Origin of the sequence: Pseudomonas sp. HMWF032 (assembly GCF_003060885.1) — a bacterium.
In the GTDB taxonomy this organism is placed as follows: Bacteria; Pseudomonadota; Gammaproteobacteria; order Pseudomonadales; family Pseudomonadaceae; genus Aquipseudomonas.
This window is the reverse complement of the sequence record NZ_QAIG01000005.1, coordinates 953093-977124: the sequence shown is the minus strand read 5'-3', so window position 1 is coordinate 977124 and position 24032 is coordinate 953093. Positions and strand designations below refer to the sequence as shown.

General features: G+C 59.6%; 21 protein-coding genes. 10 read left to right on the top strand and 11 right to left on the bottom strand.

The window, feature by feature from the left end; genetic code table 11:
- Window positions 1-108 precede the first annotated feature (108 nt).
- Both DBR00_RS07340 and DBR00_RS07335 read left to right on the top strand, forming a co-directional pair.
- Window positions 109-327: a type II toxin-antitoxin system MqsA family antitoxin gene (locus DBR00_RS07340; RefSeq protein ID WP_108487009.1), complete on the top strand. Its 219-nt coding sequence runs from the start codon at window positions 109-111 to the stop codon at window positions 325-327.
- Window positions 328-841: 514 nt separating this feature from the next.
- The gene (locus DBR00_RS07335; RefSeq protein WP_108487008.1) at window positions 842-1030 is read left to right on the top strand and encodes a hypothetical protein; all 189 of its coding nucleotides are present in this window, start codon (window positions 842-844) and stop codon (window positions 1028-1030) included.
- Between the two features lie 153 nt (window positions 1031-1183).
- On the opposite strand, the gene DBR00_RS07330 is transcribed toward DBR00_RS07335, so the two are convergent.
- Both DBR00_RS07330 and DBR00_RS07325 read right to left on the bottom strand, forming a co-directional pair.
- On the bottom strand, window positions 1184-2176 hold the full coding sequence (locus DBR00_RS07330) for a TerC family protein (protein ID WP_108487007.1): 993 nt from the start codon (window positions 2174-2176) through the stop codon (window positions 1184-1186).
- 254 nt (window positions 2177-2430) lie between these two features.
- Window positions 2431-3303, bottom strand: a complete 873-nt coding sequence (locus DBR00_RS07325; RefSeq protein ID WP_108487006.1) for a LysR family transcriptional regulator — start codon at window positions 3301-3303, stop codon at window positions 2431-2433.
- A gap of 103 nt (window positions 3304-3406) precedes the next feature.
- Here DBR00_RS07325 and DBR00_RS07320 point away from each other — a divergent pair, with 103 nt between their 5' ends.
- Both DBR00_RS07320 and DBR00_RS07315 read left to right on the top strand, forming a co-directional pair.
- Entirely contained in the window at window positions 3407-4933 is a 1527-nt protein-coding gene (locus tag DBR00_RS07320) for an NADH-quinone oxidoreductase subunit L (protein ID WP_108487005.1), read from the top strand.
- A complete protein-coding gene (locus DBR00_RS07315) occupies window positions 4930-7377 on the top strand; it encodes a YbcC family protein (RefSeq protein ID WP_108487004.1) in 2448 nt (815 codons plus the stop codon). Before DBR00_RS07320 ends, DBR00_RS07315 begins: the two co-directional genes overlap by 4 nt.
- A 132-nt stretch (window positions 7378-7509) precedes the next feature.
- On the opposite strand, the gene cysD is transcribed toward DBR00_RS07315, so the two are convergent.
- Both cysD and DBR00_RS07305 read right to left on the bottom strand, forming a co-directional pair.
- Window positions 7510-8445, bottom strand: coding sequence for a sulfate adenylyltransferase subunit CysD (cysD, locus tag DBR00_RS07310; protein WP_108487003.1), 936 nt, complete (start codon window positions 8443-8445; stop codon window positions 7510-7512).
- Window positions 8442-9299 carry a DUF6671 family protein gene (locus tag DBR00_RS07305; protein ID WP_256582946.1) on the bottom strand — a complete coding sequence of 286 codons (858 nt, stop codon included), beginning with the start codon at window positions 9297-9299 and terminating at the stop codon, window positions 8442-8444. Before DBR00_RS07305 ends, cysD begins: the two co-directional genes overlap by 4 nt.
- 95 nt (window positions 9300-9394) lie before the next feature.
- Between DBR00_RS07305 and DBR00_RS07300 the strand changes: the two genes are divergently transcribed.
- Window positions 9395-10318 (top strand): LysR family transcriptional regulator, encoded by a 924-nt coding sequence (locus DBR00_RS07300; protein ID WP_108487002.1) that lies wholly within the window; start codon window positions 9395-9397, stop codon window positions 10316-10318.
- Between the two features lie 4 nt (window positions 10319-10322).
- Here DBR00_RS07300 and DBR00_RS07295 read toward each other — a convergent pair whose 3' ends face one another.
- From DBR00_RS07295 to DBR00_RS07270, 6 genes are all read right to left on the bottom strand, one after another.
- Entirely contained in the window at window positions 10323-11264 is a 942-nt protein-coding gene (locus DBR00_RS07295) for an L-threonylcarbamoyladenylate synthase (protein ID WP_108487001.1), read from the bottom strand.
- Window positions 11265-11369: 105 nt separating this feature from the next.
- Entirely contained in the window at window positions 11370-11729 is a 360-nt protein-coding gene (locus DBR00_RS07290; protein WP_371920635.1) for a YkvA family protein, read from the bottom strand.
- A 391-nt stretch (window positions 11730-12120) separates the two neighbouring features.
- Window positions 12121-12825 (bottom strand): lipopolysaccharide kinase InaA family protein, encoded by a 705-nt coding sequence (locus DBR00_RS07285; protein WP_108486999.1) that lies wholly within the window; start codon window positions 12823-12825, stop codon window positions 12121-12123.
- A gap of 2 nt (window positions 12826-12827) precedes the next feature.
- Window positions 12828-13511 carry a class I SAM-dependent methyltransferase gene (locus DBR00_RS07280; RefSeq protein WP_108486998.1) on the bottom strand — a complete coding sequence of 228 codons (684 nt, stop codon included), beginning with the start codon at window positions 13509-13511 and terminating at the stop codon, window positions 12828-12830.
- Window positions 13512-13593: 82 nt separating this feature from the next.
- Window positions 13594-14865 (bottom strand): HAMP domain-containing sensor histidine kinase, encoded by a 1272-nt coding sequence (locus DBR00_RS07275; protein ID WP_108486997.1) that lies wholly within the window; start codon window positions 14863-14865, stop codon window positions 13594-13596.
- Window positions 14855-15538, bottom strand: a complete 684-nt coding sequence (locus tag DBR00_RS07270; protein WP_108486996.1) for a response regulator transcription factor — start codon at window positions 15536-15538, stop codon at window positions 14855-14857. Before DBR00_RS07270 ends, DBR00_RS07275 begins: the two co-directional genes overlap by 11 nt.
- Before the next feature lie 107 nt (window positions 15539-15645).
- Here DBR00_RS07270 and DBR00_RS07265 point away from each other — a divergent pair, with 107 nt between their 5' ends.
- Genes DBR00_RS07265 through DBR00_RS07255 form a run of 3 tightly spaced genes read left to right on the top strand, consistent with a single transcriptional unit; the run spans window position 15646 to window position 18811 of the window.
- Window positions 15646-17604, top strand: coding sequence for an LTA synthase family protein (locus DBR00_RS07265; protein WP_108487048.1), 1959 nt, complete (start codon window positions 15646-15648; stop codon window positions 17602-17604).
- A gap of 41 nt (window positions 17605-17645) precedes the next feature.
- Window positions 17646-18404, top strand: coding sequence for a phosphatase PAP2 family protein (locus DBR00_RS07260; protein WP_218276599.1), 759 nt, complete (start codon window positions 17646-17648; stop codon window positions 18402-18404).
- Window positions 18405-18418: 14 nt separating this feature from the next.
- Window positions 18419-18811: a hypothetical protein gene (locus DBR00_RS07255; RefSeq protein ID WP_371920622.1), complete on the top strand. Its 393-nt coding sequence runs from the start codon at window positions 18419-18421 to the stop codon at window positions 18809-18811.
- Window positions 18812-19206: 395 nt separating this feature from the next.
- Here DBR00_RS07255 and DBR00_RS07250 read toward each other — a convergent pair whose 3' ends face one another.
- On the bottom strand, window positions 19207-19794 hold the full coding sequence (locus DBR00_RS07250) for a helix-turn-helix domain-containing protein (RefSeq protein ID WP_256582945.1): 588 nt from the start codon (window positions 19792-19794) through the stop codon (window positions 19207-19209).
- A gap of 1202 nt (window positions 19795-20996) precedes the next feature.
- On the opposite strand from DBR00_RS07250, the gene hsdR reads away from it, so the two are divergent.
- Complete coding sequence (gene hsdR / locus DBR00_RS07235) at window positions 20997-23360, top strand: EcoAI/FtnUII family type I restriction enzme subunit R (RefSeq protein ID WP_108487031.1); 2364 nt, start codon at window positions 20997-20999, stop codon at window positions 23358-23360.
- A gap of 99 nt (window positions 23361-23459) precedes the next feature.
- Window positions 23460-24032, top strand: a 573-nt coding sequence (locus tag DBR00_RS20960) for a type I restriction-modification system subunit M N-terminal domain-containing protein (RefSeq protein ID WP_256582944.1), incomplete at its 3' end; no start/stop codon positions are given.

Sequence of the window (24032 nt, the reverse complement as noted above, 5' to 3'; positions counted from 1 at the left end):
ACCGCCCCTGGCGTCACACCTGCCCACCTACGCTGGTAGTACATCGGCACTCAGCCCAGAGTGCCCTAGGGTTACGAAAGGTCCACCGCCCCTTCAGGAGCCATGAGCATGAAATGTCCTATTTGTGGTGCTGCCGAACTCATTCACGACACCCGTGACCTGCCCTACTCCTACAAAGGCGAAACACTCGTAATGGCTGCAGTGCAGGGAGACTTCTGCCCGGCCTGTAGTGAGGCCATTCTTGAAGCAGACGAATCTAAGCGTGTTTTTGCAGCGATGCAGGCATTCAAAAATGAGGTGAACACCTCACATCGTGACCTGGATTGATTCAGATGGCCAAGCAGCGCGTAGTTGATTCATTAGCTATCTGAAAATAGTAAGACAACGCTGCAGATGCTGAATTAGGTACAGGGCAGGAAGAACCAGAGTTTCGATTTAGCTGCTAAATCACAACGACCAACCTCATAGCGGCAGCTACCCAGAGTTGAGCACCATCGGTGCGAATAATGCTCGTGAATGTTTGCAACCTCCGCTCGCGAGGTTAGCTAACTTCACACATCTTGCCTTAGCTCTTCGCACAACGCGCTGGCGGTTAAAGTGCACCCACCTGTTGTCAGAGTGACGTTATCGTGCAGCTTGCTCAGAAATACACGATAAACGCAGCATTACTGCAAAAACCGCACAACAGCTGCAAGAAAGCTGCAGAAAAGTGACACAACGCAGCTGCCTTGAGATATTCGCCGATTCGGATGCGCTTTCAGCAGGCGAGACGGTAGCAGTCATCATGTGGTGGAGATAGGTGCTGCAAACCCAGGCGCCTGGCACATGGCGGGAGACTGCAATGACAGAGCCAATCTATGGCTACGATCCTGCGCGAGCGCTGGAAGATGAGGAAGCAATAGAAGTGTTCATCGCGGATGCCAGAGGCACTGAAGACGCCGCCTATATCGAAAAGGCTGTGGGAGTGGTTGCCCGCACCAAAAGGACGGCAGAGCTAGCCAAGGAAACGGGCTTGACTGAATCCTCCTAGTTTCGTCGACATATTCGAGCGGCTTTTTTTGGCCGATTCCTGCCCTCCGTGGCCGGCAGCTGTCGGCCAAGAGCAGTCATCTGGGATCTATAAAAACCCCGGCAATTGAATTAGATAGGTGGCAGCCGACTGAAGGCCGCCACCCATTTGGATTCAGTCCTGTGGGCTAGCTGGGGGCTGATAACGGGTTTTCCAAAGCGAAAGCAGCACACCGCCCAGCAGTAGACCCAGGGTCACGCTCAAGGAAATGACGGCCGGAATCTTGCCGATGATGCCAACCAGAAAGATCTTGCCGCCGATAAACACCAGCACTAATGCCAGGGCGTACTTGAGGTAGGCGAAGCGGTGAATCATCGCCGCCAAGGCGAAGTACAAAGCACGCAGACCAAGGATGGCAAAGATGTTCGAGGTGTAGACGATGAAAGGATCCTGGGTAATGGCGAAGATCGCCGGCACGCTGTCCACCGCGAACACCAAGTCGGCACACTCGATCAGCACCAGGGCCAGGAACAACGGCGTCGCCCAAAGCACGGATTTACCACTGGCATCCACCTGACGGACGAAGAACCGCCCTTCATGTAGACGATCGGTCACCCGCATGTGTTTACGCAGGAACTTCACCAGTGGGTTTTCGCTGAGGTCAGGGTGGGCATCGACCTTGCTGAACAGCATCTTCACCCCGGTCAGCAGCAGGAAGATGCCGAACACGTAGAGAATCCAGCTGAACTCGGCGATCAGCGCCGCACCCAAGCCAATCATGATCGCGCGCAGCACGATCACCCCGAGGATGCCCCAGAACAGCACCTCGTGCTGGTACTTACGCGGGATGGCCAGGAAGCTGAAGATCATCGCCATGAGGAATACGTTGTCCATCGACAACGATTTCTCGATCAGAAAGCCGGTGTAGAAATCCATACCGGCGTCACCGCCCTTGACCTGCCAGACCCAGAGGCCAAACAGCAAGCCAGCCGTGATATAGCCAGCGGACAACAATAGACTTTCGCGAACGCCGATTTCTCGATGCTCACGGTGCAGCACCCCGAGGTCGAAGACCAACAGGCTGACGACGATACTGATAAAAACGAGCCACAACCAGGTGGCAGTGCCGAGGAACTCGGCTAGGAAGAACGGTTCTAGGGCAGTCATGAGCCCCCTCCTCTAAGTGTCGAAGTTATACAAACTGCAACTCCGACATGGCAGCGGTTAGCTGTCAGAGGGGCCCGGCGTTGCCGGCGAAATGTAGAGGTGTGTGTGGAGCTTCTCAATCACACAAGAGTTGCAAATTGTTTCATTTTTGGAGGCCACCGTCGGGCTCGGTACAGAAGCGGCCGTTGAGTATTTGTGAGCGCGACCAGAGTCCAATGACTCTTAGCTCCGTGTTGATGTTTCATCCATTGCGATCAAGACGGGTTCAGCAGTTCATCCAGAATGCCAAGGCCAAAGTGGCGCTGCAGCGTGACCGCAAAGAACTGCTCGGCGATGTCCGGCAGTTCGGCATACAGCTGCAGGGTGCCGTTGAGCAGCTCGTCCTGAACCACCACGGCGGGCAGCAAGGCGATGTCGCCGGAGTCGCGGGCCAGCAGGCGCAGCATGGCCATATCATCCACCTCGGCACAGATATGCGGGCTCAGGCCGTGGCTGTTGCAGTAGACCTCGAACTGGCTGCGAATATCGCTGCTGCGCCCCGGCACGATCAGGCGGGCCTGCTGCAGATCAGCGGGCAAGGTGAACGGCGCAAGCCCCGTCCGGGGCGGCCCCACCAGGCACACGCTTTGCCGGTCCAGCAGGCGGCAACGCCAGGCCCTTTGGCCATCGCCACTGACCGCCTGGTTGGTCAGCACCACATCCAGTTTGTGTAAGGCCAGACGTTCCAGCAACTCATCCAGGCTGCCGGACTCAAGGGTGATGCGCACCTGCGCACGGCCGAGAAAGGGCCGCAGCAGGTTTTCCTGAAAGTTACGCGACAGGGTTGCCACTGCGCCGATGCGCAATGGCTGGATGTCCTGCTGCGCGCCCTGCAGAGTCATCTGCAACTCGCTGCCCAGGGCAAAGATGCTCTCGGCATAGTCCAGCACCAGGCGTCCCGCTTCGGTCAGCACCAGGCTGCGTCCGTTGCGAATAAACAGCGCGTGGCCCAGCTCGTCCTCCAGGGTACGGATTTGCGTCGACAGCGCCGATTGCGACACATGCAGCGAGTGGGCGGCACGCGTCAGGTTGCCTTCCTTGGCCACGGCCCAGAAGTAGTGCAGGTGGTGAAAGTTGAGTCGACGCACGCTGAATTCCTAAAAACAGAATGATCCATTCATATCAATCTATTTTTAATAGATCAACCGCTACGGGAGACTAAGGCCATTCGTTGGATTAGGAGCTACGCCTGTGCTGATCACTCTTCCGCCTCTGGTCGAACTGTTGCCGTGGGTGTATGCCCTGGCGCTGATTCCGGCCAGCCTCTTGGACACTCGTGAGCGTTTCTGGTGGTCGGCTCGAGTCGGGGGCTACCTCGGTTTGAGCCTGGTCCTGGCGGCCTGGCTGCAGGCGGCTCTGAACCAACAGGCCAATGATCGACTTGGCCTGGCGATGGCGGGTCTGATCAGCCTGCTGGCGTTGGTGATCATCGACTATTCCCGGCGCTATCTGGAGGGCGAGCCGGGGCAGCAGCGCTATGTGCTGGCCCTGCTCGGTACTCTGGCGGCAGTGGCCACGGTGGTCACCAGCACCGATCTGCTTGTACTGGTCGGTGCCTGGATTTTCTCAAGCCTGTGCCTGCATCAGCTGCTCACGTTTTACCGCGACCGTCCGCAAGCCCTGGTGGTGGCGCACAAGAAATTCCTCGCCAGTCGCCTAGCTGATGTCTGTTTGTTGCTGGCCACCGGGTTGCTGGTACGCGCCGGCGGTGACAGCAGCATCGCGGTGATTCTCGACGCCGTGAACAGCCGCCTGCAGGCCAGCGGGCAGCTCGGCTGGGACCTGCAACTGGCGGCGCTGCTGCTGGCCCTGGCAGTGATATTGAAGTCGGCGCAGCTGCCGGTGCATGGCTGGCTGATTCAGGTGATGGAAGCGCCGACGCCGGTGTCGGCGCTGCTGCACGCCGGGCTGGTCAATTTGGGTGGCTTCCTGCTGCTGCGCTTTGCCCCGCTGTTTTCTGCCGCCGTGCCGGCGCAAAGCGTGCTGGTCGTGGTCGGCGGCCTGACCGCAGTGCTCGCCGCGTTGGTGATGATGACGCGCATCAGCATCAAGGTCCGCCTGGCCTGGTCGACCTGCGCGCAGATGGGCTTGATGCTGCTGGAGTGTGGCCTGGGGCTGTACGAACTGGCCCTGGTGCACCTGTTGGCACACTCGCTGTACAAGGCCCACGCCTTCCTCGCCGCTGGCGAGACGGTTGCCCAGGCGCGCCAACATGCCCTGCAGCCCGCTGTTGCGCGGCCAGGTTTAGGTGATTTGCTCTGGGCCCTGTTGCTGGCCGGCCTGACCCTGGCGCTGCTGCAGGGTATGTGGACCTGGCTACAGCCGGGCCATGAGCTGCCTCTGGTGGCCCTGGCCATTCTCGCCATCGGTCTGGCTCCCTGGTGCCTGCGCCGCGGGCAGGTGTTGCAGGGGCTGAGCATGTTCGTGCTGCTGTTGGCGGCCTACCTGCTCTGGCACCAGGCCGCCGCCTGGATTCTGGATACCCCGTTAACGCACGCGCCGCTGCTGCTGATCGGGCTGGCCCTGCTGCTGTTTGTCGGCCTGTACCTGCTGCAGGCGCTGATCCTGGCGCGCCCCCAGGGCGCACTGGCCCAGCGCCTGTATCCGCTGGCCTTTGCCGGCTTCTACCTGGATGAGCACTTCACCCGTTTGACCTTCCGCCTGTGGCCGGTACGTTCGCCCCAGCCCCTGACTTCGTCTACTGGAGATCGCCCATGACTGCGCTCGAACACTTCGCCAGCCTCGACCGGGATGCGCTGCACGAGGCTGCGCGTCAGGCCTGTGCGCGCATCGCCCCGACCTGGCCACTGGACCGCATGATTGCCGTCAACCCGCTGTGGGAGCGGCGTGAACACGCCTGGTCAACCGTTGCCGCAGAACTCTGGCAACGTGCCGGCAGCCAGCTGACGCTAAGCGCCTCAGACTACCGGAACGCCTGGCAGGAGGGCCGCATTGGCGCACATCACCTACAGCAGGCCCTGGCGGAACAGGCTGACACTTGGACAACCGCGCAGTTGCTACAGGCCCTGGAGATGCCGCCGGAGGTAAAAAACGGGCTGCCTCTGCTGGAAGACCTGGCCGATCCCGGCATCCCGCTGCCGGGTTGGCCGGTGCTGATCACCCAGCAGATTGGCCAGTGCTGCGCCGCTTGGTTCGACCACGAACAGGCCGACTGGCGCCCGGAAGCCGGCACCGGGCTGTACCAGACCTGGCGCAGCAGCATGCTGGCAGACAGAGGGTTGAGCGTACTCAGTGACTGCCGCGACCTGCACGGGCGCATTGCCGAGCTGCCGTTGCAGCCCCACGGGGCGCTTGAGGTCGCGGTGCAGCGCCTCGGGCTGAGCGCTGATGACTGGGCGCCCTGGTTCGACTGCCTGTTGCTGCGCAGCCTGGGGTGGGCCTCCTGGTGTGCGTACAAGCGCTGGCAGGCCAACCTGCAGGGCCAGGATGACCAGACTACTCTGGAGCTGTTGGCCATCCGCGCCGCCTGGGAGTGGCTGGTGGATGATCGCCAGCGCGATGCGCAGAGCCACTGGCGGCGTTGGCGATCGGCCTGGCAGAACGGTTTGCAGCAGCCCCCCTCAGCCGCCTGGCAGGCCTTGCAAGTGTGGCAACGGGCCGACGAGCTGGCCTGGCAGGAACAGCTGCAACAGAAACTTTGCCGGGCGGAATCGGTAGCACCGCTGCAGGCGCCGCTGGCTAAGCTGTTCTTCTGCATCGATGTGCGCTCCGAACCCCTGCGCCGGGCCCTGGAGCAAGTCTGCCCCGAGCTTGAGACCGGTGGTTTTGCCGGCTTCTTCGGTCTGCCCATTGCCTACACGCCGCTGGGCACCGCCGCCACTCGCCCGCAGTTACCAGGGTTGCTGGCACCGCAGTTGCAGGTCAGCGATAGCAGCGGTGATGCCGCGCAGGATGACCATCTGGCGCAGCGCCGCCAGGCGCGGCTGGCCCGTCAGGGACGCTGGCGTCTGTTCGAACGCCTGCCGGCGTCGACCTTTACCCTGGTCGAGAGTGTGGGCCTGGGCTATGCCGGTGCGCTGCTCGGGCGTACCTGTGGCCTCTCCTCGGGTACTCAAGAGGCACATCGCAGCGGCTGGCGCACTGCCGAGTGGCAGCAGTTGCACCCGCAATTGCCAGCTCTGTCGCTGACCCAGAAGACCGATCTTGCCGCGCGCATTCTCCAGGCCATGGGGCTTAACGGCCCGGTCCCGGCGCTGCTGGTGCTGCTCGGGCACGGCAGCCAGAGTGCCAACAACCCCCAGGCGGCGGGGCTCGACTGCGGTGCCTGCTGCGGCCAGAGCGGCGAGGTCAATGCGCGCCTGTTGGCTGGCCTGCTCAACGACCGCGAGGTGCGCACCGAACTGCGCCAGCGCGGCCATGATCTGCCGGCTCACTGCCATGTGCTGGCCGGCCTGCACAACACCACCACCGACGAGGTGCAGGTGTTTGCCCATGAGGCCATTCCGGCCACCCTGCAAAAGGATTGGCTGCGCGTGCGTCACGCACTGGATCAGGCCGCTGCTCAGGTCCGACAGGAGCGCGCGGACGGACTGGGTCTGGCGGCGATCGGGGAGCAGCCGGTCAAATTGCTCGATTGGCTGCGCCGGCGTGCCCGTGACTGGTCGCAGACACGGCCCGAGTGGGGCTTGGCCAATAACGCCGCGTTTATCGCCGCGCCGCGCGCGCGCACTCGCGGCGTCGACCTGCAGGGCCGCGCCTTCCTGCACGACTACGACTGGCGCGAGGATGCCGAGGGCGCGGTGCTGGAATTGATCATGACCGCGCCCATGGTGGTGGCGCACTGGATCAACCTGCAGTACTTCACCTCGACCACCGACAATGCGCGCTTTGGCAGCGGCAACAAGTTGCTGCACAACGTAGTGGGCGGGCATATCGGCGTGTTCGAGGGCAACGGTGGCGATCTGCGCATCGGCCTGGCCCGCCAGTCGCTGCACGATGGTCAGCAGTGGATGCATCGCCCGCTGCGCCTGCATGTGGTGATCGAAGCGCCGCAGGCCATGATCGACCGTGTAATCGATAACCACGCCGTGGTGCGCGACTTGGTCCAGCATGGCTGGCTGTACCTGTTGCGCATGGATGGTCAACCCGCCCACCTGGAGCGGCGCACCGCAGCAGGCTGGCAACCGCTGCCGGGGACCTGATCGATCAGGACCGCGCGTATACGGCGCGGCCTTGTCGCATCCCCAGCCGGACCACGCCGCCGGATACGCGTAGCGCAAACGAAAAGCCGCCTGTTGATTCATGCGGCTTTTTTATTCAGCGCTGCGAACGGACTAGAAGTACCCCTCGATTTTCTTCTTCTCCATCGAACCATCCTGGTCATGGTCGATGATCCTGCCCTGGCGTTCGGAGGTCCGGGTCAGCAGCATTTCCTGGATGATCTCTGGCAGCGATTGCGCCTTCGACTCTACGGCGCCGGTCAGCGGGTAGCAGCCGAGTGTGCGGAAACGTACCCAGCGGGTCTGGATGCCCGCGCGTTGCTCCGGGGTGAGGTGCGCCAGCAGGCGCTCGTCGTCCACGCAGATCAGCGTGCCGTGCAGCTCGACCACCGGACGCGGCGCCGCGCGATAGAGGTCGACGATCTCGATCCCTTCGAGGTGGATGTACTGCCAGATGTCCAGTTCGGTCCAGTTCGACAGGGGAAATACCCGCAGGCTCTCGCCGGCGTTGATCCGCGTGTTGTACAGCTGCCAGAGTTCCGGCCGTTGCTGCTTGGGGTCCCAGCGTTGGTGCGCGTCGCGGAACGAGCAGACGCGCTCCTTAGCCCGTGACTTCTCTTCGTCGCGGCGCGCCCCGCCAAAACAGGCATCGAAACCGTACTGCGCCAGCGCCTGCTTCAGCGCCTCGGTCTTCATGATGTCGGTGTACTTGGCCGAACCCACGGAGAACGGGGTGATGTTCAGGCGCTGCCCATCCGGGTTGATGTGTACGCGCATGTCCAGCCCCAGACGCGCGGCCAGGCGGTCGCGGAACTGGCCCATTTCGGCAAACTCCCAGCCGGTGTCCACGTGCAGCAGCGGGAACGGCAGCGGCCCCGGAAAGAATGCCTTGCGCGCCAGGTGCAGCAGCACGGTGGAGTCCTTGCCGATCGAATAGAACAGGCAGGGGGTGCGCATCACGGCCACCACCTCGCGCAGGATGTGCATGGCTTCGGCTTCGAGCGCGCGCAGGTGACTCAAGCGCTGATTTGCAGGGACGAAAGCATTCATGGGTTACATTGCTCACATTGGCCGGCACTGGCTAGTTGGGTCACGGAATGTCGTTCTTCATGCTGACAGGCCGGGCACACCCAGATGTGTGCGGCCGCTAATGGGGTGCTCAGACCACAGTCCACGCATAGCAGGCCGGGCTCGCTGCGCGCCACGGCGAAACCGCATGCCTGACAGCTCGGGCAGTGGCTGCTCAGGCGCTTCGCCAGTTGCCCCGCGGCATCACGGATCACCGTCTGGCGTAGCGGGTTCAGATGGGCGCGCATGTCGGTCTCCAGCCAGATCTTCGGTTCGCGCGCCAGCAGCCAGTCCAGTTGAGCGAGCAGCCAGTCGCGCTCGCGAATACCCTTACGGAACCAAGCTTCGCCGGGACGCCCGAGAATCAGGGCATGTTCGGGAAAGCGGGCGCGCTGCATAAAAATCTCGGCGCCTTCCAGGCTGTCGACCTCGACCTGGGCATAGTTGGTCGCTCCCGAGCCTGCCAAGGCAAAGACCGGGTACTGCAATTCTGCATCCCACAGGCAGAGAATTTCGTAGTCCCAGGGCATCCAGCCCAGGTGCGGATCACGGCCGAAGCTGCCTTCACTGCCCAGTCCGTAGCGCACCCCGCCTAGTGCACAGGCCAGTTTGGCTTTGCTCAGCGCAGTGTCGTGGGCGCTGCCCGTACGCGCGACGTCGCGGCTGAAGGTGCCAAAGTGGTCGGTGTCGTAGCTGCTGATCGATTCGATGCACAAGCCCAGAGGAGCCAAGGCGTCGGTGACTAACCGGCCCTTGTCATGGCAGGTGAGGAAGGCAACGGGTTGCACCTGGTTCAACGCAGCGGGGTGCCCATGCGGGGCGAGAGCGGCAGACATGGCGAGAATCCCTGAAATTACGACACAGGCATTTTCTCCAGTACTTGATATAGTCAAAAATAGATTATGAGTCTAAAAACCATCGGTATTTAGCAATGCAGAGACCGCGCTTCCATACCCGTCAGACCACGTTTCGCCAGCTGGAAACCTTTCTCGCCGTGGCCGAGCGTCTCAGCGTGACAGAAGCAGCCCGTGCCCTGCACCTGGCCCAGCCCTCAGTGTCGACGCAGGTCGCCAAACTTGAGCAGGCGCTGGGCATGAACCTGTTCGAGCAACTGGGCAAGCGCTTACACCTGACCGATGCCGGGCGCGAGGTGCAGGCCGGGGCACGGGAAATCTTCGATGCCCTCGATCACCTGGAAATGCGCCTGGCCCAGCTCAATGGCCTGACTGCCGGGCAGCTCAGGCTGGGAGCGGTGACCACGGCCAAGTACCTGGTGCCACGCCTGCTGGGGCCCTTTTGCCGGCAGTACCCGCAGGTTGAGGTCGAGCTGAACATCGCAAACCGCTCGGAAGTGATTCGCCGCCTGGAAGACAATCGGGACGACCTCTATGTGTTCAGCCAGCCGCCGCGCCATCTGGATCTGGACGCCATGCCGCTGGCCGATAATCCGCTGGTGGTGATTGCGCCGGCCGGCCATCGTTTCACCGGTCAACGTATTCGCTGGGAGCAACTGGCGGCGGAGCCGTTTCTCAGCCGTGAGCCAGGTTCCGGTACGCGCCTGGCTATTGAGGAGCACTTTGCCCGCTTTGGTTGGGCGCTAAAACCGCAGATGACCATCGAGAGCAATGAGGCGATCAAAGAGTCCGTCGCGGCGGGGCTGGGTATTGCCATCCTGTCGCGGCATACCCTGATCCACACCGCACCGGGCAATCTGGTCGAACTGGATGTAGAGGGGTTTCCAATCCCCAACCGCTGGTACCTGGTGCGCTGGCGGACCAAGAATCCGTCACCGGCGGCGCAGGCCTTCAGTCGCTTTGCCGAAGTGCCGCTGGAGACCCCAACACTGCCGGAGTGAAGCCTTAAATTCGTTGACTGGCACGGGCCAGGCGGTCGTGTACCGCCGCCCAGGCATCCTGTTTCGGAGGCAGCTGGATGTACAGACGTTCCAGCCCCTGGGCGTCGAGTTGATAGAGTGCGGCATAAAGGCCGGCCGCATAGGCCTGCGGCTCACCCCCGAGATCCAGTGCCGGGCCCTGGCTGGGTTGCGCGTTACCGCACCAGAGCCAGCCGTAACGTGGCGAGGCCAGCGCCTCTGCAGGTGCATGCACGAAAGCCAGTGTCATGGTGCTGGGGGCGTAGTGGCGATGGTGCTGGCCGGGTGCGCGCACGCCACCGTCCTTGCCTTCCAGTGGCTCCCCAAGCACAGCCTCCAGCAGGCTCTGGCTGAGCATGCCGCGCCGCAGCAGGCGAGGGCTATCACCTGGCAGCAAGCTGACGATGCTCGACTCCAGACCTACCTGGCAGGCGCCGCCATCGAGAATCCACAGATCACTGTCGGCAAACTGCTGGGCCACGTGCGCGGCGCTGGTGGGGCTGATCGACATATAGCGATTGGCTGACGGCGCCACCAGGCCACTGCCGAAGGCCGCCAGCAGGGCCTGCGCATCCGGATGGGCAGGCACCCTTAGCGCCACACTGTCTTGGCCGGCGGTGACGCTGCGTGACACCTCGTCACGGGCGGGTAACACCAGGGTCAGCGGGCCTGGCCAGCAGGCCTCCATCAGGCGCTGGGCGGCAGCTGGCACCTGTGCGGCCCACTCGATGACCTGCTCAGCATGCTGCAAATGGACGATCAGCGGGTTGCTGCTCGGGCGTCCCTTTAGTGCGAATACCTGCTGGATGGCTGCATCCTGGCGCGCGTCGGCCGCCAGGCCATAGACGGTTTCTGTAGGCATGGCGACCAGATGGCCGGCGCGCAAGCGGGCCGCGCATTCGTGAACATCGATTGTGATAAGGGGCATAGCGCGGTACGTGCAGGGTCTGAATGAGTCTGAATGATCATATTCTGTCGCGCATTGATCATCGAGACTTTGAATCGCCCCTAGTTTCGTAGAGACCTCTAGGCCTCATTGCAGTAAGGACTCGTGCGCGAAGTAGTGGGCTAACAACCACCAACTGCATAACAGCGCCATTAACCAGATCATCACAATCAACCCCGCAGCTATCCGGCTGATTGGGCGCGGCGCTTGGAGTTTTTCCCACTCATCGGCTTGAACTCTGCACTCTCTAAGCGCTTCTTTAGGCATCAGTCGCACTACGAGAAGAATTCCGAGCGGTAGAAGGACTAAGTCGTCCAGATACCCTAGAACGGGGATGAAGTCCGGTATCAGATCGATAGGGCTGAGCGCGTACGCGACCACGCAGACCGCCAGAGCTTTTACGAACCATGGCGTTTTTGGGTGCCTGCAACAGAACCAAAGCACCATAACTTCCCGTTTTAAGCTCCGCGCCCACATCCGCAAGCTGTCGATCACGTGCCGCATAGGAGTCCTAAGAGTGATCCGGGGTATACCAAGTAAGGTATGAACGCTTCGATTCTATAGGGATAGCGCTCCAGGGGGAGCAGCTGCGGCAAAACCTCTAAGCCTCTACCCTTTCACCGGCCACTTCTGGCCCAGAGTGTGTAAAAACGCTGTGCCAAAATTGAAGTGCTCACGTCTACGAGAAATTTGAAATTTATCGGTAGGTCAGCAGATATGAGTTTTGCGTAGAACCGCATTTTTCAGCACGTACTTTGGTTTTTGCTGCCCTTGAAAACGTTTTTACACAGCCTCGGCCAAAAGTTTTCCTCCGATGCTCAATGGAGCCAAAGACTACTCACTCCATAGTCCCTTGAAGAACTAGCTGATGGATCTGATTAACAAACAGCACATCAGCCTCTGGTATCGTTCCTCGGTGACGCATCAACTGACGCAGATCGTGTCTGGATGCATCCTTGGCACGCCAGCGATGCCGACTTTTCTCTAAGTCGAGCAGGGCTATCTCTATATCTGCTTTGCTCGCGATACCCGGCTGAAGCTTCACAAAGATGTGCTTGGGGTAGCAGCAACCATGTTGAAAGCCGCTCTGGTGCATGCGTGCCAGTGTGACGGCGACCTGCCGCAGCACACGTTGATTGAGTTCCGGGGAATCACTCTCCTCGTACCATTGGGTGAGGCTCACAAAGCCGCGCAGTGACTCGGTCACCAGAAGGGACTGCCACTGCTGGTCTTTTCGGCGAGTGGCGCAGTAGACGATGTTTGGCGTCTTGATGCCCAAACGCGCGAGTGTCCGATATGCATCGCACTCACGTAGCACGGTGGGACGGCCGAAAGGATATCGGATAGAACGATAGAGATGCCCGACTTGTCGTTTGCAATACAAAGGCAGCTGACTGGGATCGCTGCGGGTTAGTAGCTGCACACCGCTCTCCCCACCACGGCGCTGATTGACCGGTTCGACCCAAGCCCCTGCGCTGTTCCACCAGCGATCAAAATGCGTGATGAAGGGCTGTACGGATGCACCATTGGTAAGTGCGACCATGCTCAGTCCTCCTTACGCAGTACGTAGGTTCGCCACATGGCGTAGCCCGGAAGAAAATCCTGTTGGCCGATGATGTTGAAGCCAGCTTGTCGGAATTCGTTTTCGATGACGTCGCGGGCGACGACAAAGCGATTCTGGTTCTGCTCGGCGCGTCCCTCGGCCGCGCGGCGTTGCTCAAGACGTTTGCGTTTCCAGGCCTTGTAGTTGCCGTCGACCCAGAGCGAGAGAATCACCGTGTCGCGACTGACGCGGTGGAATTCGCGCAGGATAGCCAGGCGGTGTTCAGGTTGTTCGATGTGGTGCAGCAGGCGGATGCAGAAGATGCAATCGACGGCATTGGCAGTCAGATCGATGGCGAACGCCGAAGTGCGGAAGGTTTCGACCTGCTTCAGTACCTCCATTGGTTGTGAGGCTTCGGCGATGTCGAGCATGTCGGCAGAGTTGTCTGCTGCAAAGATCAATCGATTGGGGTTTTCAGCCAACAGCGGCCAGAAGCGCCCGGCTCCACACGGTAGATCCAGCACCAGGCCAGGATCGCCAGCCAGTTTCAACGCGTGACGGGCCATCTGCTCATCGCGCCAATGCGAGAGGCGTCGGGACAGGCCGTCCTGGTGCTTGTGTAGGTATTCGTAAGCGTGTGCGCGGTCGTACTTACGCGAGAACTCGAGTTCAATGGTGCTGGGCATGGCGAGGCGTCCGTAGGAGGATACGCTCGCCACACTAGAGAGCTGGGCATCAAGGCTCTGTCAAAAGGATGTGAAAAATTCGTTATTTGCCGCTATTGAATGCCACGGTGAAACAGCTGCCGCCATCGGCCAGGTTGTGCACCGAGATCGTCCAGCCCTGTTTACTGCAGATCCGCTTCACCAGCGAGAGGCCCAGCCCCAAGCCTTCGCCGCGCGCTTCGGAGCCGCGCACAAAAGGCTGAAAGATCTGCTCGTGCTGCTCAGGCGCAATGCCCATGCCGCTGTCTTCTACGCGAAAACCATCCGTGGCCAGCACCAGGCGGACAAAGCCACGCTCGGTGTAATGCAGCGCATTGCGCAGCAGGTTGGCCATCACTGTGTTGAGCAATACTGGGTTGTAAAGACCATGATCAGCCCCTTCCTCGCTGCGTTGGAAATCCAGGCCCTTCTCGTGCAGCAGAGGTTCCCAACGGCTGGTTTGTTCGGCAGCCACTTGTGCCAGGCTGCTGTTGCCAACAAATGCGCTCTCGTTGGCTTTATCCCGCGCCAGTTGCAGAAACGTCTGCACCAGGTCACGCATTTCTTCGCTGGCGCGGCCGATGCGCTCAATTTGCTCGCGCTGGCGTGGCTGCAAATCACCTTCAGCCAATAGCTCGCACGAAGTCGCAATAACCATCAGCGGGGTACGCAATTCATGGCTGACGTCACTGGTAAATAAGCGCTCGCGCTCCAGTGACTGGCGAACTTGGCCCAGGGTGCTGTCGAAGGCTGCTGCCAGTTGGCCCACTTCATCGTCGGGGTATTCGGGGGCAAGTGGTGGCGCCAGCGGATGCAGCTGGTCGCGATGGCGTACCTGCTGCGCCAGGCGGCTGACCGGGGCCATGACCTTTCTGGCCATGATCAGCCCCAGTCCCCAGGCACCCACCACTGTCAGCAGAAAGCCCGCCAATACCACATCGAACAACGCCTGTTCGTGTGCCTCGAACTCGTGCTGCTCCTGTGCCAGCAAATAGGTCTGACCATTGTTTTTTCGGCTGTAGACATAGAACGCGTCCTTGCCGTCGACCACTTCGGTAAAGCCTTCAGGTAACCCGGAAAACAGTTTAGGAATCGCGTACTGCGGTTGTTCCGAGCTAAAGAATCGGGTCATTGAATCGAGCCTGGGTGGTCGCCCATGCTGGATATCCTCCTCCAGCACTTTGCTCAACTCACGGCCCAGTTCCTCGGAAACCAGGTTCTCTTCGATGAAATGCACCACCGCCACGATGCTCAACGAGAATAGGCCGCTGACCAGCGTGGTCATGAGCACGAAGGCAATCAGAATGCGGCGGGCAAACGGCTGCTTAGACACCATCGGTCTGCTCCGCCAGGCGGTAGCCGACGCCATGTAGGGTGTGTAACAACGGGTATGCGAAGGGCTTGTCGAGTACCTGGCGTAGCTGGTGGATATGGCTGCGTAGGCTGTCGCTGTCAGGGCAGTCGTCGCCCCACAGCGCTTCCTCCAAGGCTTCACGGCGCACCACGGCCGGACTTTTCTGCATCAGCACCGCCAACAGTTTGAGACCCAGCGGGTTGAGTTTGAGTGGCTGGCCTGCGCGACTGACATGCAGTGTGTCGAGGTCATAGGTCAGGTCGGAGACTTTCAGCTGGCGTTTCCGGCTGCCCTGGCTGCGGCGCAGGATCGCCTCGATCCTCGCCACCAGCTCAGACAGCGCAAACGGCTTGATCAGGTAATCGTCGGCCCCTGCCTGCAAGCCCTGCAGGCGGTCATCCAGTGCGTCGCGGGCGGTGAGCATCAGGATCGGCACCTCATTACGGCCATCTTCGCGCAGACGCTTGCACACCTGATAGCCATCGATGCCCGGCAGCATGATGTCCAGCACGATTAGGTCGTAATGCCCAGTGCTGGCCAGGTGCAGACCGGTCAGACCATCCTGCGCGCAATCGACGCTGAAGCCCTTGAGCTGCAGATAGTCGAGCACGTTGGCGAGGATGTCGCGGTTATCTTCGATGACTAGGATGCGCACAGGGTTATCTCTTTCTCTGGGTTTGACACTTTTTTCACATCGCGTTGACGCGCGGCTCACAGGCCCCACAACAGACTGCGGCACGTTCATCCAACAAGGATCATACGATGCCTCAGCTTCATTACGCTCAACTTCGCTACCTGTCCATCATCGTGCTGTCATGGCTAGCGGTGTTCTTCCTGACCCGCTGCTTATTGCTGGCCAGCCACCTTGCTGATGCCAACGTAAGCCTGCTGCAGCTGGCCGGCGTTTATGGCATTGGCCTGATCTACGACCTGGGTTTTCTGCTTTACGCCATCTTGCCCTTGGCGCTGTATCTGTTCATGTGTCCGGCCAGTTTATGGCGGCGGCGCTGGCACCAACGGCTGCTCATTGGGCTGGTGGGCATCAGCCTGTTCGCGATGTTGTTCACTGCGGTGGCCGAATGGTTGTTCTGGGATGAGTTCGGTGTGCGCTTCAACTTTATCGCCGTGGATTACCTGGTCTACTCAGAAGAAGTGATCAACAACATCCTAGAGTCCTACCCGATCTACCCCCTGATTGCGCTGCTCGCGGTTATCGCCACAGGTACCAGCGTTGCACTGAATAAGCTTTTGGAAGCTGCATTTAACGCACCTCTTTTGCCCCGAGGTCGTGCGTTTACAAGCCTCGCGCTACTGTGTTTGCTGACCGGACTGAACGGCCTGTCGATTGGTCAGGACACGCCGCGCGGTCTGGGTGGCAACACCTACCAGCGGGAGTTGGCCAGCAACGGTCCTTTCCAGTTCTTCGCCGCCTTCCGCAATAACGAACTGAACTACCAGCAGTTCTACGCAACTCTGCCCAAGCAAGAAGTGGCCAACCTGCTGCGCGATGAAGTGCGTGAGCCCAATGCCCGCTTTATTGGCAGCGACCCGCAGGACATTCGCCGGCTGATCGACAACCCAGGTAAGCCACAGCCCCTGAATGTGGTGTTGGTGACCATCGAAAGCCTGAGTGCCAAATACCTCGGCAGCTTCGGTGATACGAGAGGTCTGACCCCAAATCTGGATGAGTTGCGCCAGCGGAGCCTGAGCTTCAGTAACTTCTACGCCACCGGTACACGTACCGACCGCGGCCTGGAGGCGATTACCTTATCCATACCACCGACGCCGGGGCGCTCCATCGTCAAGCGCATTGGCCGTGAGTCTGGTTATGGCAGCCTTGGCCAGCAGTTCAATGCCCTCGGCTATGACAGCGTATTCATCTACGGCGGACGCGGTTATTTCGACAACATGAATGCCTTCTTCGGTGGTAATGGCTACCGCATCGTCGATCAGAGCAGCGTGGCCGAAAGCGACATGGTGTTTAAGAACGCCTGGGGCATGTCCGATGAAGACATCTACCAGCAAACCATCAAGGTCGCCGACGCTGACCATGCCCAAGGCAAACCCTTCTTCCTGCAACTGATGACCACCTCCAACCACCGGCCATATACCTACCCCGAAGGGCGTATCGACATCCCGTCTGGTGATGGCCGCGAAGGCGCTGTGAAGTACACCGACTACGCGATTGGCCAGTTCCTCCAGCAGGCCCGAGAGAAGGCCTGGTTCAAACAGACCGTGTTCGTCTTCGTGGCGGATCATACGGCGGGTAGCGCCGGCCATGAAGACCTACCGGTGGCCAACTATCACATTCCGCTGTTTATCTACGCGCCAGCGTTGATCGAGCCGCGTGAGTTCAGCGAGGTAGCTAGCCAGATCGACCTGGCACCGACCTTGTTGGGCCTGCTGAATGTCGACTACAGCTCAACCTTCTTTGGCCGCAACGTGCTGCGCGAAGACCACGCACCTGGTCGCGCGCTGATTGGCAATTACCAGCACTTGGGCCTGTTCGATGGCACCGACCTGGCCATTCTCAGTCCGCGTCGCGGTATGCGTCGGCACGACGATGCGCTCGGACTGAGTCATGAGTATTCAAGCTCCGCCAGCGACAGCTTGTTGCGCCGTGATATCGCCTATTACCAGGGCGCCAGCCATGCCTTCCAGAAACACTTGATTGCCTGGCATCCCACGCCCTTGCCTGACGAGCGGCTCAGCAAACGCTAATCCCGGCACTGTTCAGGCAGTGCCCTTACTGGAGTTCAGTTATGGCTGAAGTACTCGCCCCCAGCATCTATCGCTACTTTGATTTCCGCCTTGGTCTGGGGATTCCCCTGGCCCTGATGGCGTTGCTCCTGTTACTTGACCCCAGCGGCGTGGACTTCGCCCTGGCGCATCTGTTTTATGAGCCCGGCTTAGGCTTTGTCGGACGGCATAATTTCTGGCTGGAAGACATTCTGCATGACCGCGCCAAACAAGCAGTAATTGTTCTGGGCGTACTGGCCATTGCCGGCTTTTTGCTCAGCCTGCTCACCGTCAAATGGCGGACTTGGCGTCGCCCGCTGGGCTATCTGGTGCTCTCGTTAGCCGTATCGACCAGCATCGTCACGCCGCTGAAAAAACTTACCGCCATGCAATGCCCATGGAGCCTGAGCGAATTCGGTGGAACAGAGGCCTTCAGCCCGCTGCTCGGTGAGCGCGCAGCAACCGACAACCCTGGCAGCTGCTGGCCGGGCGGCCATGCGTCGGCCGGGTTTTCACTGATCGCATTGTTTTTTGCGCTACGTGATAGACGCCCGCGAACCGCCCGTATCGCACTAGCTGTCGCCTTGGGACTGGGCACGCTGTTTTCCATAGGGCGCATGATGCAGGGCGCACATTTTCTCTCGCATAACCTGTGGACACTGTTGTTCGATTGGCTGATCTGCACGCTTTTCTACCGCTGGTTGCTATATCGGCCAATACAGTCCTGCGATGCCGAACAAGTAGCGCAGGCAGTGCATCGCTTGCGCGAAGATGCAGCATGAACGGTACTACAAGCATGCCGTTCGACTACTCAGCCAAGCCAGGTAAAAGCTTGTCTGCCTGGCCAGCGCTGATTGCCATGGGCCTCGTCGCAATCTTGTTAGGTGGCTGCCAAAGTACCCGCGAGCAGATGATGGCTGAGGGTTATCCAGCCCCCTTTATTGACCGCTTCGAGGCGGGTTGCAGCAGCGGCAGACAAGCTGCGGGAGCGCTCGAAAGCTTTCGCAAGGATGTGCCGCGCTATCTGCAACAACCCCAATACGCACAAGGTTGGGACGACGGCTTCCGCCAATGCAAAGAGGGCCTGGAAAGTGCCATTGAACTAGAACTGCGAGACAACGATAGACGCGACCGCGACTGGCGGGATCATGTTGATCAAGCGATGGCTAAAGCGATGCGTGGAAGCTGAAGCAGAGTACGACATTGTATTGGAATCACTGACAGCCTTGGGTCGAAATTGGCCCGTTACGAACGACCGCTTTTGGCCGATTTCTGCCAGTCGTGATTTTGCCGCCTACTGGTCAACCTGAAGGCAAACGCTGGTCGGCGGCAATGCCACTCTGCGGTCAAGTGCGATGCAAGTACGCAGCTATGACCCCAGTACGTTGAAACATTCACCTGCAGCACCCGCGCCTGCTGTGCAGGGAGTTTACGAACACACGGGGAAGATCTTTTTAATCTTTTATCTTTCTTTTTAGTGGCTCACCCTGAGCTGTATTACCCACTCAAACAGCTCAGTCAGATCCGTTTTCCAAGAAGACACAGCTCACCCTGATACGGATCAGAGGGAGCTGTGTATAAGTGCTAGCGGTTACGCTTCAAATTGCTCCGAAGGTTGGCTGGTAAGCCGTCAAGGGCGGCGAGGTATTGCTGCACATTAAAGTTGGTGGCGTTATCGTGCAGGTGGTTCACATTCACCTGCAAACGTTCAATCTGGATGATCCTTGCACTAGCGGGATCCCCAGTAACAAGAACGTTTTTGAGCTCTTCCACAGCGTGCCTGATGGCACAGGGAAGGTAGTCCCAGCTCGCAACTGCCGTAGGTCGCCCCACGTCGTCACGGATCTCTATTTTCTCTCTGAGCTGATAGTGATTTGACCGACCCCGCCTTTCCTTGCAGACATATCCATGCGACTCCAGGGTCTTAAGCTCCCGCTTCACCTGGGCAATTGAGACACCAGACTTCTCAGCGATCAATTCAAGTCCAGGATACGAATCCCCTGTCGTGTAGTTCGCATAGGCCTTGATGACTAAATAAACTGTTGTCGCATGCGGCCCGAGCTTCGCCACATCACCGCCGCGAATCATCGTCACGAACATATGGAACCAATGTGGTTCTGCCTCAAGAGTTGAGTTCTGAGCAGCACCGTCAACATTTAGCAGCATGCTCATTTAGCACCTCTAGGGCGCTGCGCCTCCAATTGCTCTGAGGTTCTGACATGCTTCCGCTGCGCAGCAACCTGCTGCGCCTTGGTTGGGCGACCGCGGACGGCAGAAAACGCTCCGCCCTTTCCTTCTATGCCTAGAGGGAAAGGGTCCATGACGTAGCCAGCCAACCATCGTTCGACATCCTCTAAACGCCATAGCAGGCGCTTAGTGCCAGGAAGCCTGCAAATGGGGGGAAGACATTGGGGATTGCGCGACACATCGCTTCGGATGGTAGTCACGGATTTATGGAGATACTTGGCTAGATCTTCGACGGTGAGCAAAGGAGAAGCAGGCATGAACGGATCCTCCCCCAGCAGCAAACTGCTAGGTTTGGATGAGTCCGCGACAGCCATAACACAGTTCGTTAATCACTCGTTGGCCTGGCAAGCTTGATACGAGTGTGATCGCCCTATGGCGGGGTTGTACCCTCAGTTCCCCTTGCTCTCCAAGGCAATGCGTCGTTTGAGATCCGGCCTCATCAAAACCGGTAACGCACTGACCCTTGGCGATAGCCCTTCACAGGCATCCTTTCTTCTGAATTCAAGTGCGTACGCTTTCACCTGACTCAGTACCGAACGATTCCGTAGGCTTCGCTTTTTAAGTCACCCGTGTATGCCTTACATGGGCGCTTCTTAGTAATGCGTCGCTCTTTCGTACGTACCTCGGTGCAATTGGTTCGCACACTATCACAGATGAATGCGATTTTGAGCAGTTAAAGTGCGCGCGTACGACCGGGGGCTGGGCGAAAAAAACGGCACAAATTTGGCACACCACGTATACGAAACACTGCAAAAAAACGCATATCAACGCAACATATCGCAGCGACCTAAACACTTGATTAAAAAGATAAAAAATTAAAAACCCGTTCCCAGCCAAATACTTACAGTTTCACCTAAGATTGCAGTTGCACTGCAACGGCCCGACAGGAAAGGTTTCGCGGATTAGCGCAGGCTGAGCGTTCTGCATACAAAGCTCCAACAAGTGAATGGCACAGGCGCGGCACGCCCGCAGCGTGCGCCAAGGGTGCCGGCAACCGTCCTTGGCTTCAATCCCCCAGCACGCCCCGAGCCACAACCCAGCGCAAACAAGGTACATTTACGCCCATCGCGCACCATCAGCAGTGCCGGCATGGAGCGACCAGGCCGGCTTGAAAGGGAATTGGGGTTATGGACAAAAAGTCGCTTTCCGAACGGGACATCTGCAGCAAGTACATCGCCCCCGCTATCCAGCAAGCCGGCTGGGACATGCACAAGCAAGTGCTCGAAGAATTTGGCTTTACCAAAGGCCGCATCATCGTCCGCGGCAAGCTGCACAGCCGTGGCGAGCACAAGCGCGCCGACTACGTCCTCAGCTACCAGAAGAACCTGCCCATCGCCGTGATCGAAGCGAAGGACAACAAGCACTCCATTGGCTCCGGCATGCAGCAAGCCCTGGGCTATGCCGAAGCGCTGGATGTGCCCTTTGTGTTCTCCAGCAATGGCGATGGTTTTCTGTTCCATGACCGCAGCGGCACCGGTGCGCAGGTCGAAACCGAACTGCGCCTCGACCAATTCCCCAGCCCGGATGAACTCTGGCAACGCTACTGCCAATGGAAGGGCTTGGACGATCAAGCCAAACATAAGATCGCCGCGCCCTACTACGACGACGGCTCCAGCCGTACTCCGCACTACTACCAGATGAATGCCATCAACCGCACGGTTGAGGCCGTGGCGCGCGGGCAATCTCGCGTGTTGCTGGTCATGGCCACCGGCACCGGCAAAACCTACACCGCGTTCCAGATCATCTGGCGGCTGTGGAAGTCCAAGCAGAAGAAACGCATCCTCTTCCTGGCCGACCGCAACATCCTGGTCGACCAGACCCAAACCGGCGATTTCAAGCCGTTCGGCCCGGTGATGACCAAAATCGCCAAACGCCAGATCGACAAATCCTACGAGATCTACCTGTCGCTCTATCAGGCCGTCACCGGCGCTGAAGAAGAGATGAACATCTACAAGCAGTTCTCCCGCGATTTCTTCGACCTGATCGTCATCGACGAATGCCACCGGGGCAGCGCCGCCGAGGATTCCGCCTGGCGCGAGATTCTCGACTACTTCTCCAGCGCCACCCACGTCGGCCTCACCGCCACGCCGAAGGAAACCAAAGAGGTGTCCAGCATCACCTATTTCGGTGAGCCGGTGTACAGCTACACCCTCAAGCAAGGCATCGAAGACGGCTTCCTTGCGCCCTACAAAGTGGTGCGTATTGATTTTGACAAAGACCTGCAAGGCTGGCGGCCGCCCAAGGGCATGCTCGATAAGAACGGCGAGCTGATCGAAGACCGCATCTATAACCTCAAAGACATGGATCGCACCCTGGTCATCGAGGCGCGCACCCAGCTGGTGGCGCAGAAGGTCACCGAGTTCCTCAAGGCCACCGACCCGTTCCAGAAAACCATCGTTTTCTGCGACGACATCAACCACGCCGAGCGCATGCGCCAGGCCCTGGTCAACCTCAACCCGGAGCGCGTGGCCGAGAACCGCAAGTACGTCATGCGCATCACCGGCGATGAGCAAGAAGGCAAGGCCGAGCTGGACAACTTCATCAACCCGGAAGAGCGCTACCCGGTGATTGCCACCACCAGCAAGCTGATGACCACCGGCGTCGACTCGCAAACCTGCAAGCTGATCGTGCTCGACCAGCACATCAAATCCATGACCGAGTTCAAGCAGATCATCGGTCGCGGCACCCGCGTCAATGAGGACTACGGCAAATACTGGTTCACCATCATGGACTTCAAAAAGGCCACCGAGCTGTTTGCCGACCCGGCCTTTGACGGTGACCCGGTGGTGATCTACGCCCCCGAAGGCAGCGAACCACCCGTGCCGCCCGATGACTTACTGGAAAGCGACGGCATCAGCGCCGGCAGCGATGGCGAAGGCGATGATCTGGAATTTACCGGCGAAGACGGCGGCAAAAAACGCATCAAGTACGTCATCGACAGCATCCCCATCTACGTCATCGCCGAGCGCGTGCAGTACTACGGCCCGGATGGCCGGCTGATCACCGAATCGCTGCACGACTACACCCGCGCCTGCGTGCAAAAGCAGTTCGCCTCGCTGGATGACTTCCTGCGCCGCTGGAGCGATGCCGAGCAGAAGAAAGCCATCATCGACGAAATGGCCGCCCAGGGCGTGATGTGGGAAGCCCTGGCCGAAGAAGTGGAAAAGAAACAGGGCAAGCCCCTCGACCCCTTCGATTTGATTTGCCACGTCGCCTTCGACCAACCGCCGCTGTCGCGTAAAGAGCGCGCCGAGCAGGTGAAAAAGCGCAACTACTTCGCCAAGTATTCCGGCGCAGCCCGCCAGGTGCTGGAAGCCCTGCTGGATAAATACGCCGACACCGGCATCGAGCATATCGAGGACATCAAAATCCTCCAGCTCGACCCGTTCAGCCAGCTTGGTGCCCCTATGGAGTTGGTCAACGCCTTTGGCGGTAAGGTCGGTTACAACAAGGCCATCCATGAACTGGAAGACGCGCTTTACGCCAGTTAGCCCGCGCTAGCGTAGGGTGGGCAACGGCGCAGCCTTGCCCACCTGAGCCGCCAACATCATTACAATCCCCCGCTTTGCCGCACCTATCGAGAATTTGTTATGTCCATCAGCTCCACCATCAAATCCATCCAGGACATCATGCGCAAAGACGTTGGCGTCGATGGCGACGCCCAGCGCATCGGTCAGCTGGTCTGGCTGCTGTTCCTCAAGATCTTCGATGACCGCGAGCTGGAATGGGAGCTGATGGACGATAACTACACGTCGCCCATCCCCGACAGCTGCCGCTGGCGCACCTGGGCCGCCGACCCGGAAGGCATGACCGGCGATGCGCTGAAGGACTTTATCGACAACAACCTGTTCCCTCAGCTGCAGAACCTGCATGAGTACAGCAACACGCCGTCGGCCTTTGTGGTGCGCAGCGTGTTTGAAGACGCCTACAACTACATGAAATCCGGGCAGCTGCTGCGCCAGGTGATCAACAAGATTCAGGAAGGCGTGGACTTCAACAAAGCTCAGGAGCGCCACGAGTTCGGCAACCTCTACGAGCAACTGCTGCGCGACCTGCAAAACGCCGGCAATGCGGGCGAGTTCTACACCCCGCGCCCGGTCACCGAATTTATGGTGCGCATGGTCGACCCCAAGCTGGACGAAAAGGTCATGGACCCGGCCTGC

Coding starts and splice junctions, on each gene's coding strand:
- DBR00_RS07340 (WP_108487009.1), top strand. CDS start 109: ATGAAATGTCCTATTTGTGGTGCTGCCGAACTCATTCACGACACCCGT.
- DBR00_RS07335 (WP_108487008.1), top strand. CDS start 842: ATGACAGAGCCAATCTATGGCTACGATCCTGCGCGAGCGCTGGAAGAT.
- DBR00_RS07330 (WP_108487007.1), bottom strand. CDS start 2,176: ATGACTGCCCTAGAACCGTTCTTCCTAGCCGAGTTCCTCGGCACTGCC.
- DBR00_RS07315 (WP_108487004.1), top strand. CDS start 4,930: ATGACTGCGCTCGAACACTTCGCCAGCCTCGACCGGGATGCGCTGCAC.
- cysD (WP_108487003.1), bottom strand. CDS start 8,445: ATGAATGCTTTCGTCCCTGCAAATCAGCGCTTGAGTCACCTGCGCGCG.
- DBR00_RS07305 (WP_256582946.1), bottom strand. CDS start 9,299: ATGTCTGCCGCTCTCGCCCCGCATGGGCACCCCGCTGCGTTGAACCAG.
- DBR00_RS07300 (WP_108487002.1), top strand. CDS start 9,395: ATGCAGAGACCGCGCTTCCATACCCGTCAGACCACGTTTCGCCAGCTG.
- DBR00_RS07295 (WP_108487001.1), bottom strand. CDS start 11,264: ATGCCCCTTATCACAATCGATGTTCACGAATGCGCGGCCCGCTTGCGC.
- DBR00_RS07290 (WP_371920635.1), bottom strand. CDS start 11,729: ATGGTGCTTTGGTTCTGTTGCAGGCACCCAAAAACGCCATGGTTCGTA.
- DBR00_RS07285 (WP_108486999.1), bottom strand. CDS start 12,825: ATGGTCGCACTTACCAATGGTGCATCCGTACAGCCCTTCATCACGCAT.
- DBR00_RS07280 (WP_108486998.1), bottom strand. CDS start 13,511: ATGCCCAGCACCATTGAACTCGAGTTCTCGCGTAAGTACGACCGCGCA.
- DBR00_RS07275 (WP_108486997.1), bottom strand. CDS start 14,865: ATGGTGTCTAAGCAGCCGTTTGCCCGCCGCATTCTGATTGCCTTCGTG.
- DBR00_RS07265 (WP_108487048.1), top strand. CDS start 15,646: ATGCCTCAGCTTCATTACGCTCAACTTCGCTACCTGTCCATCATCGTG.
- DBR00_RS07260 (WP_218276599.1), top strand. CDS start 17,646: ATGGCTGAAGTACTCGCCCCCAGCATCTATCGCTACTTTGATTTCCGC.
- DBR00_RS07255 (WP_371920622.1), top strand. CDS start 18,419: ATGCCGTTCGACTACTCAGCCAAGCCAGGTAAAAGCTTGTCTGCCTGG.
- DBR00_RS07250 (WP_256582945.1), bottom strand. CDS start 19,794: ATGAGCATGCTGCTAAATGTTGACGGTGCTGCTCAGAACTCAACTCTT.
- hsdR (WP_108487031.1), top strand. CDS start 20,997: ATGGACAAAAAGTCGCTTTCCGAACGGGACATCTGCAGCAAGTACATC.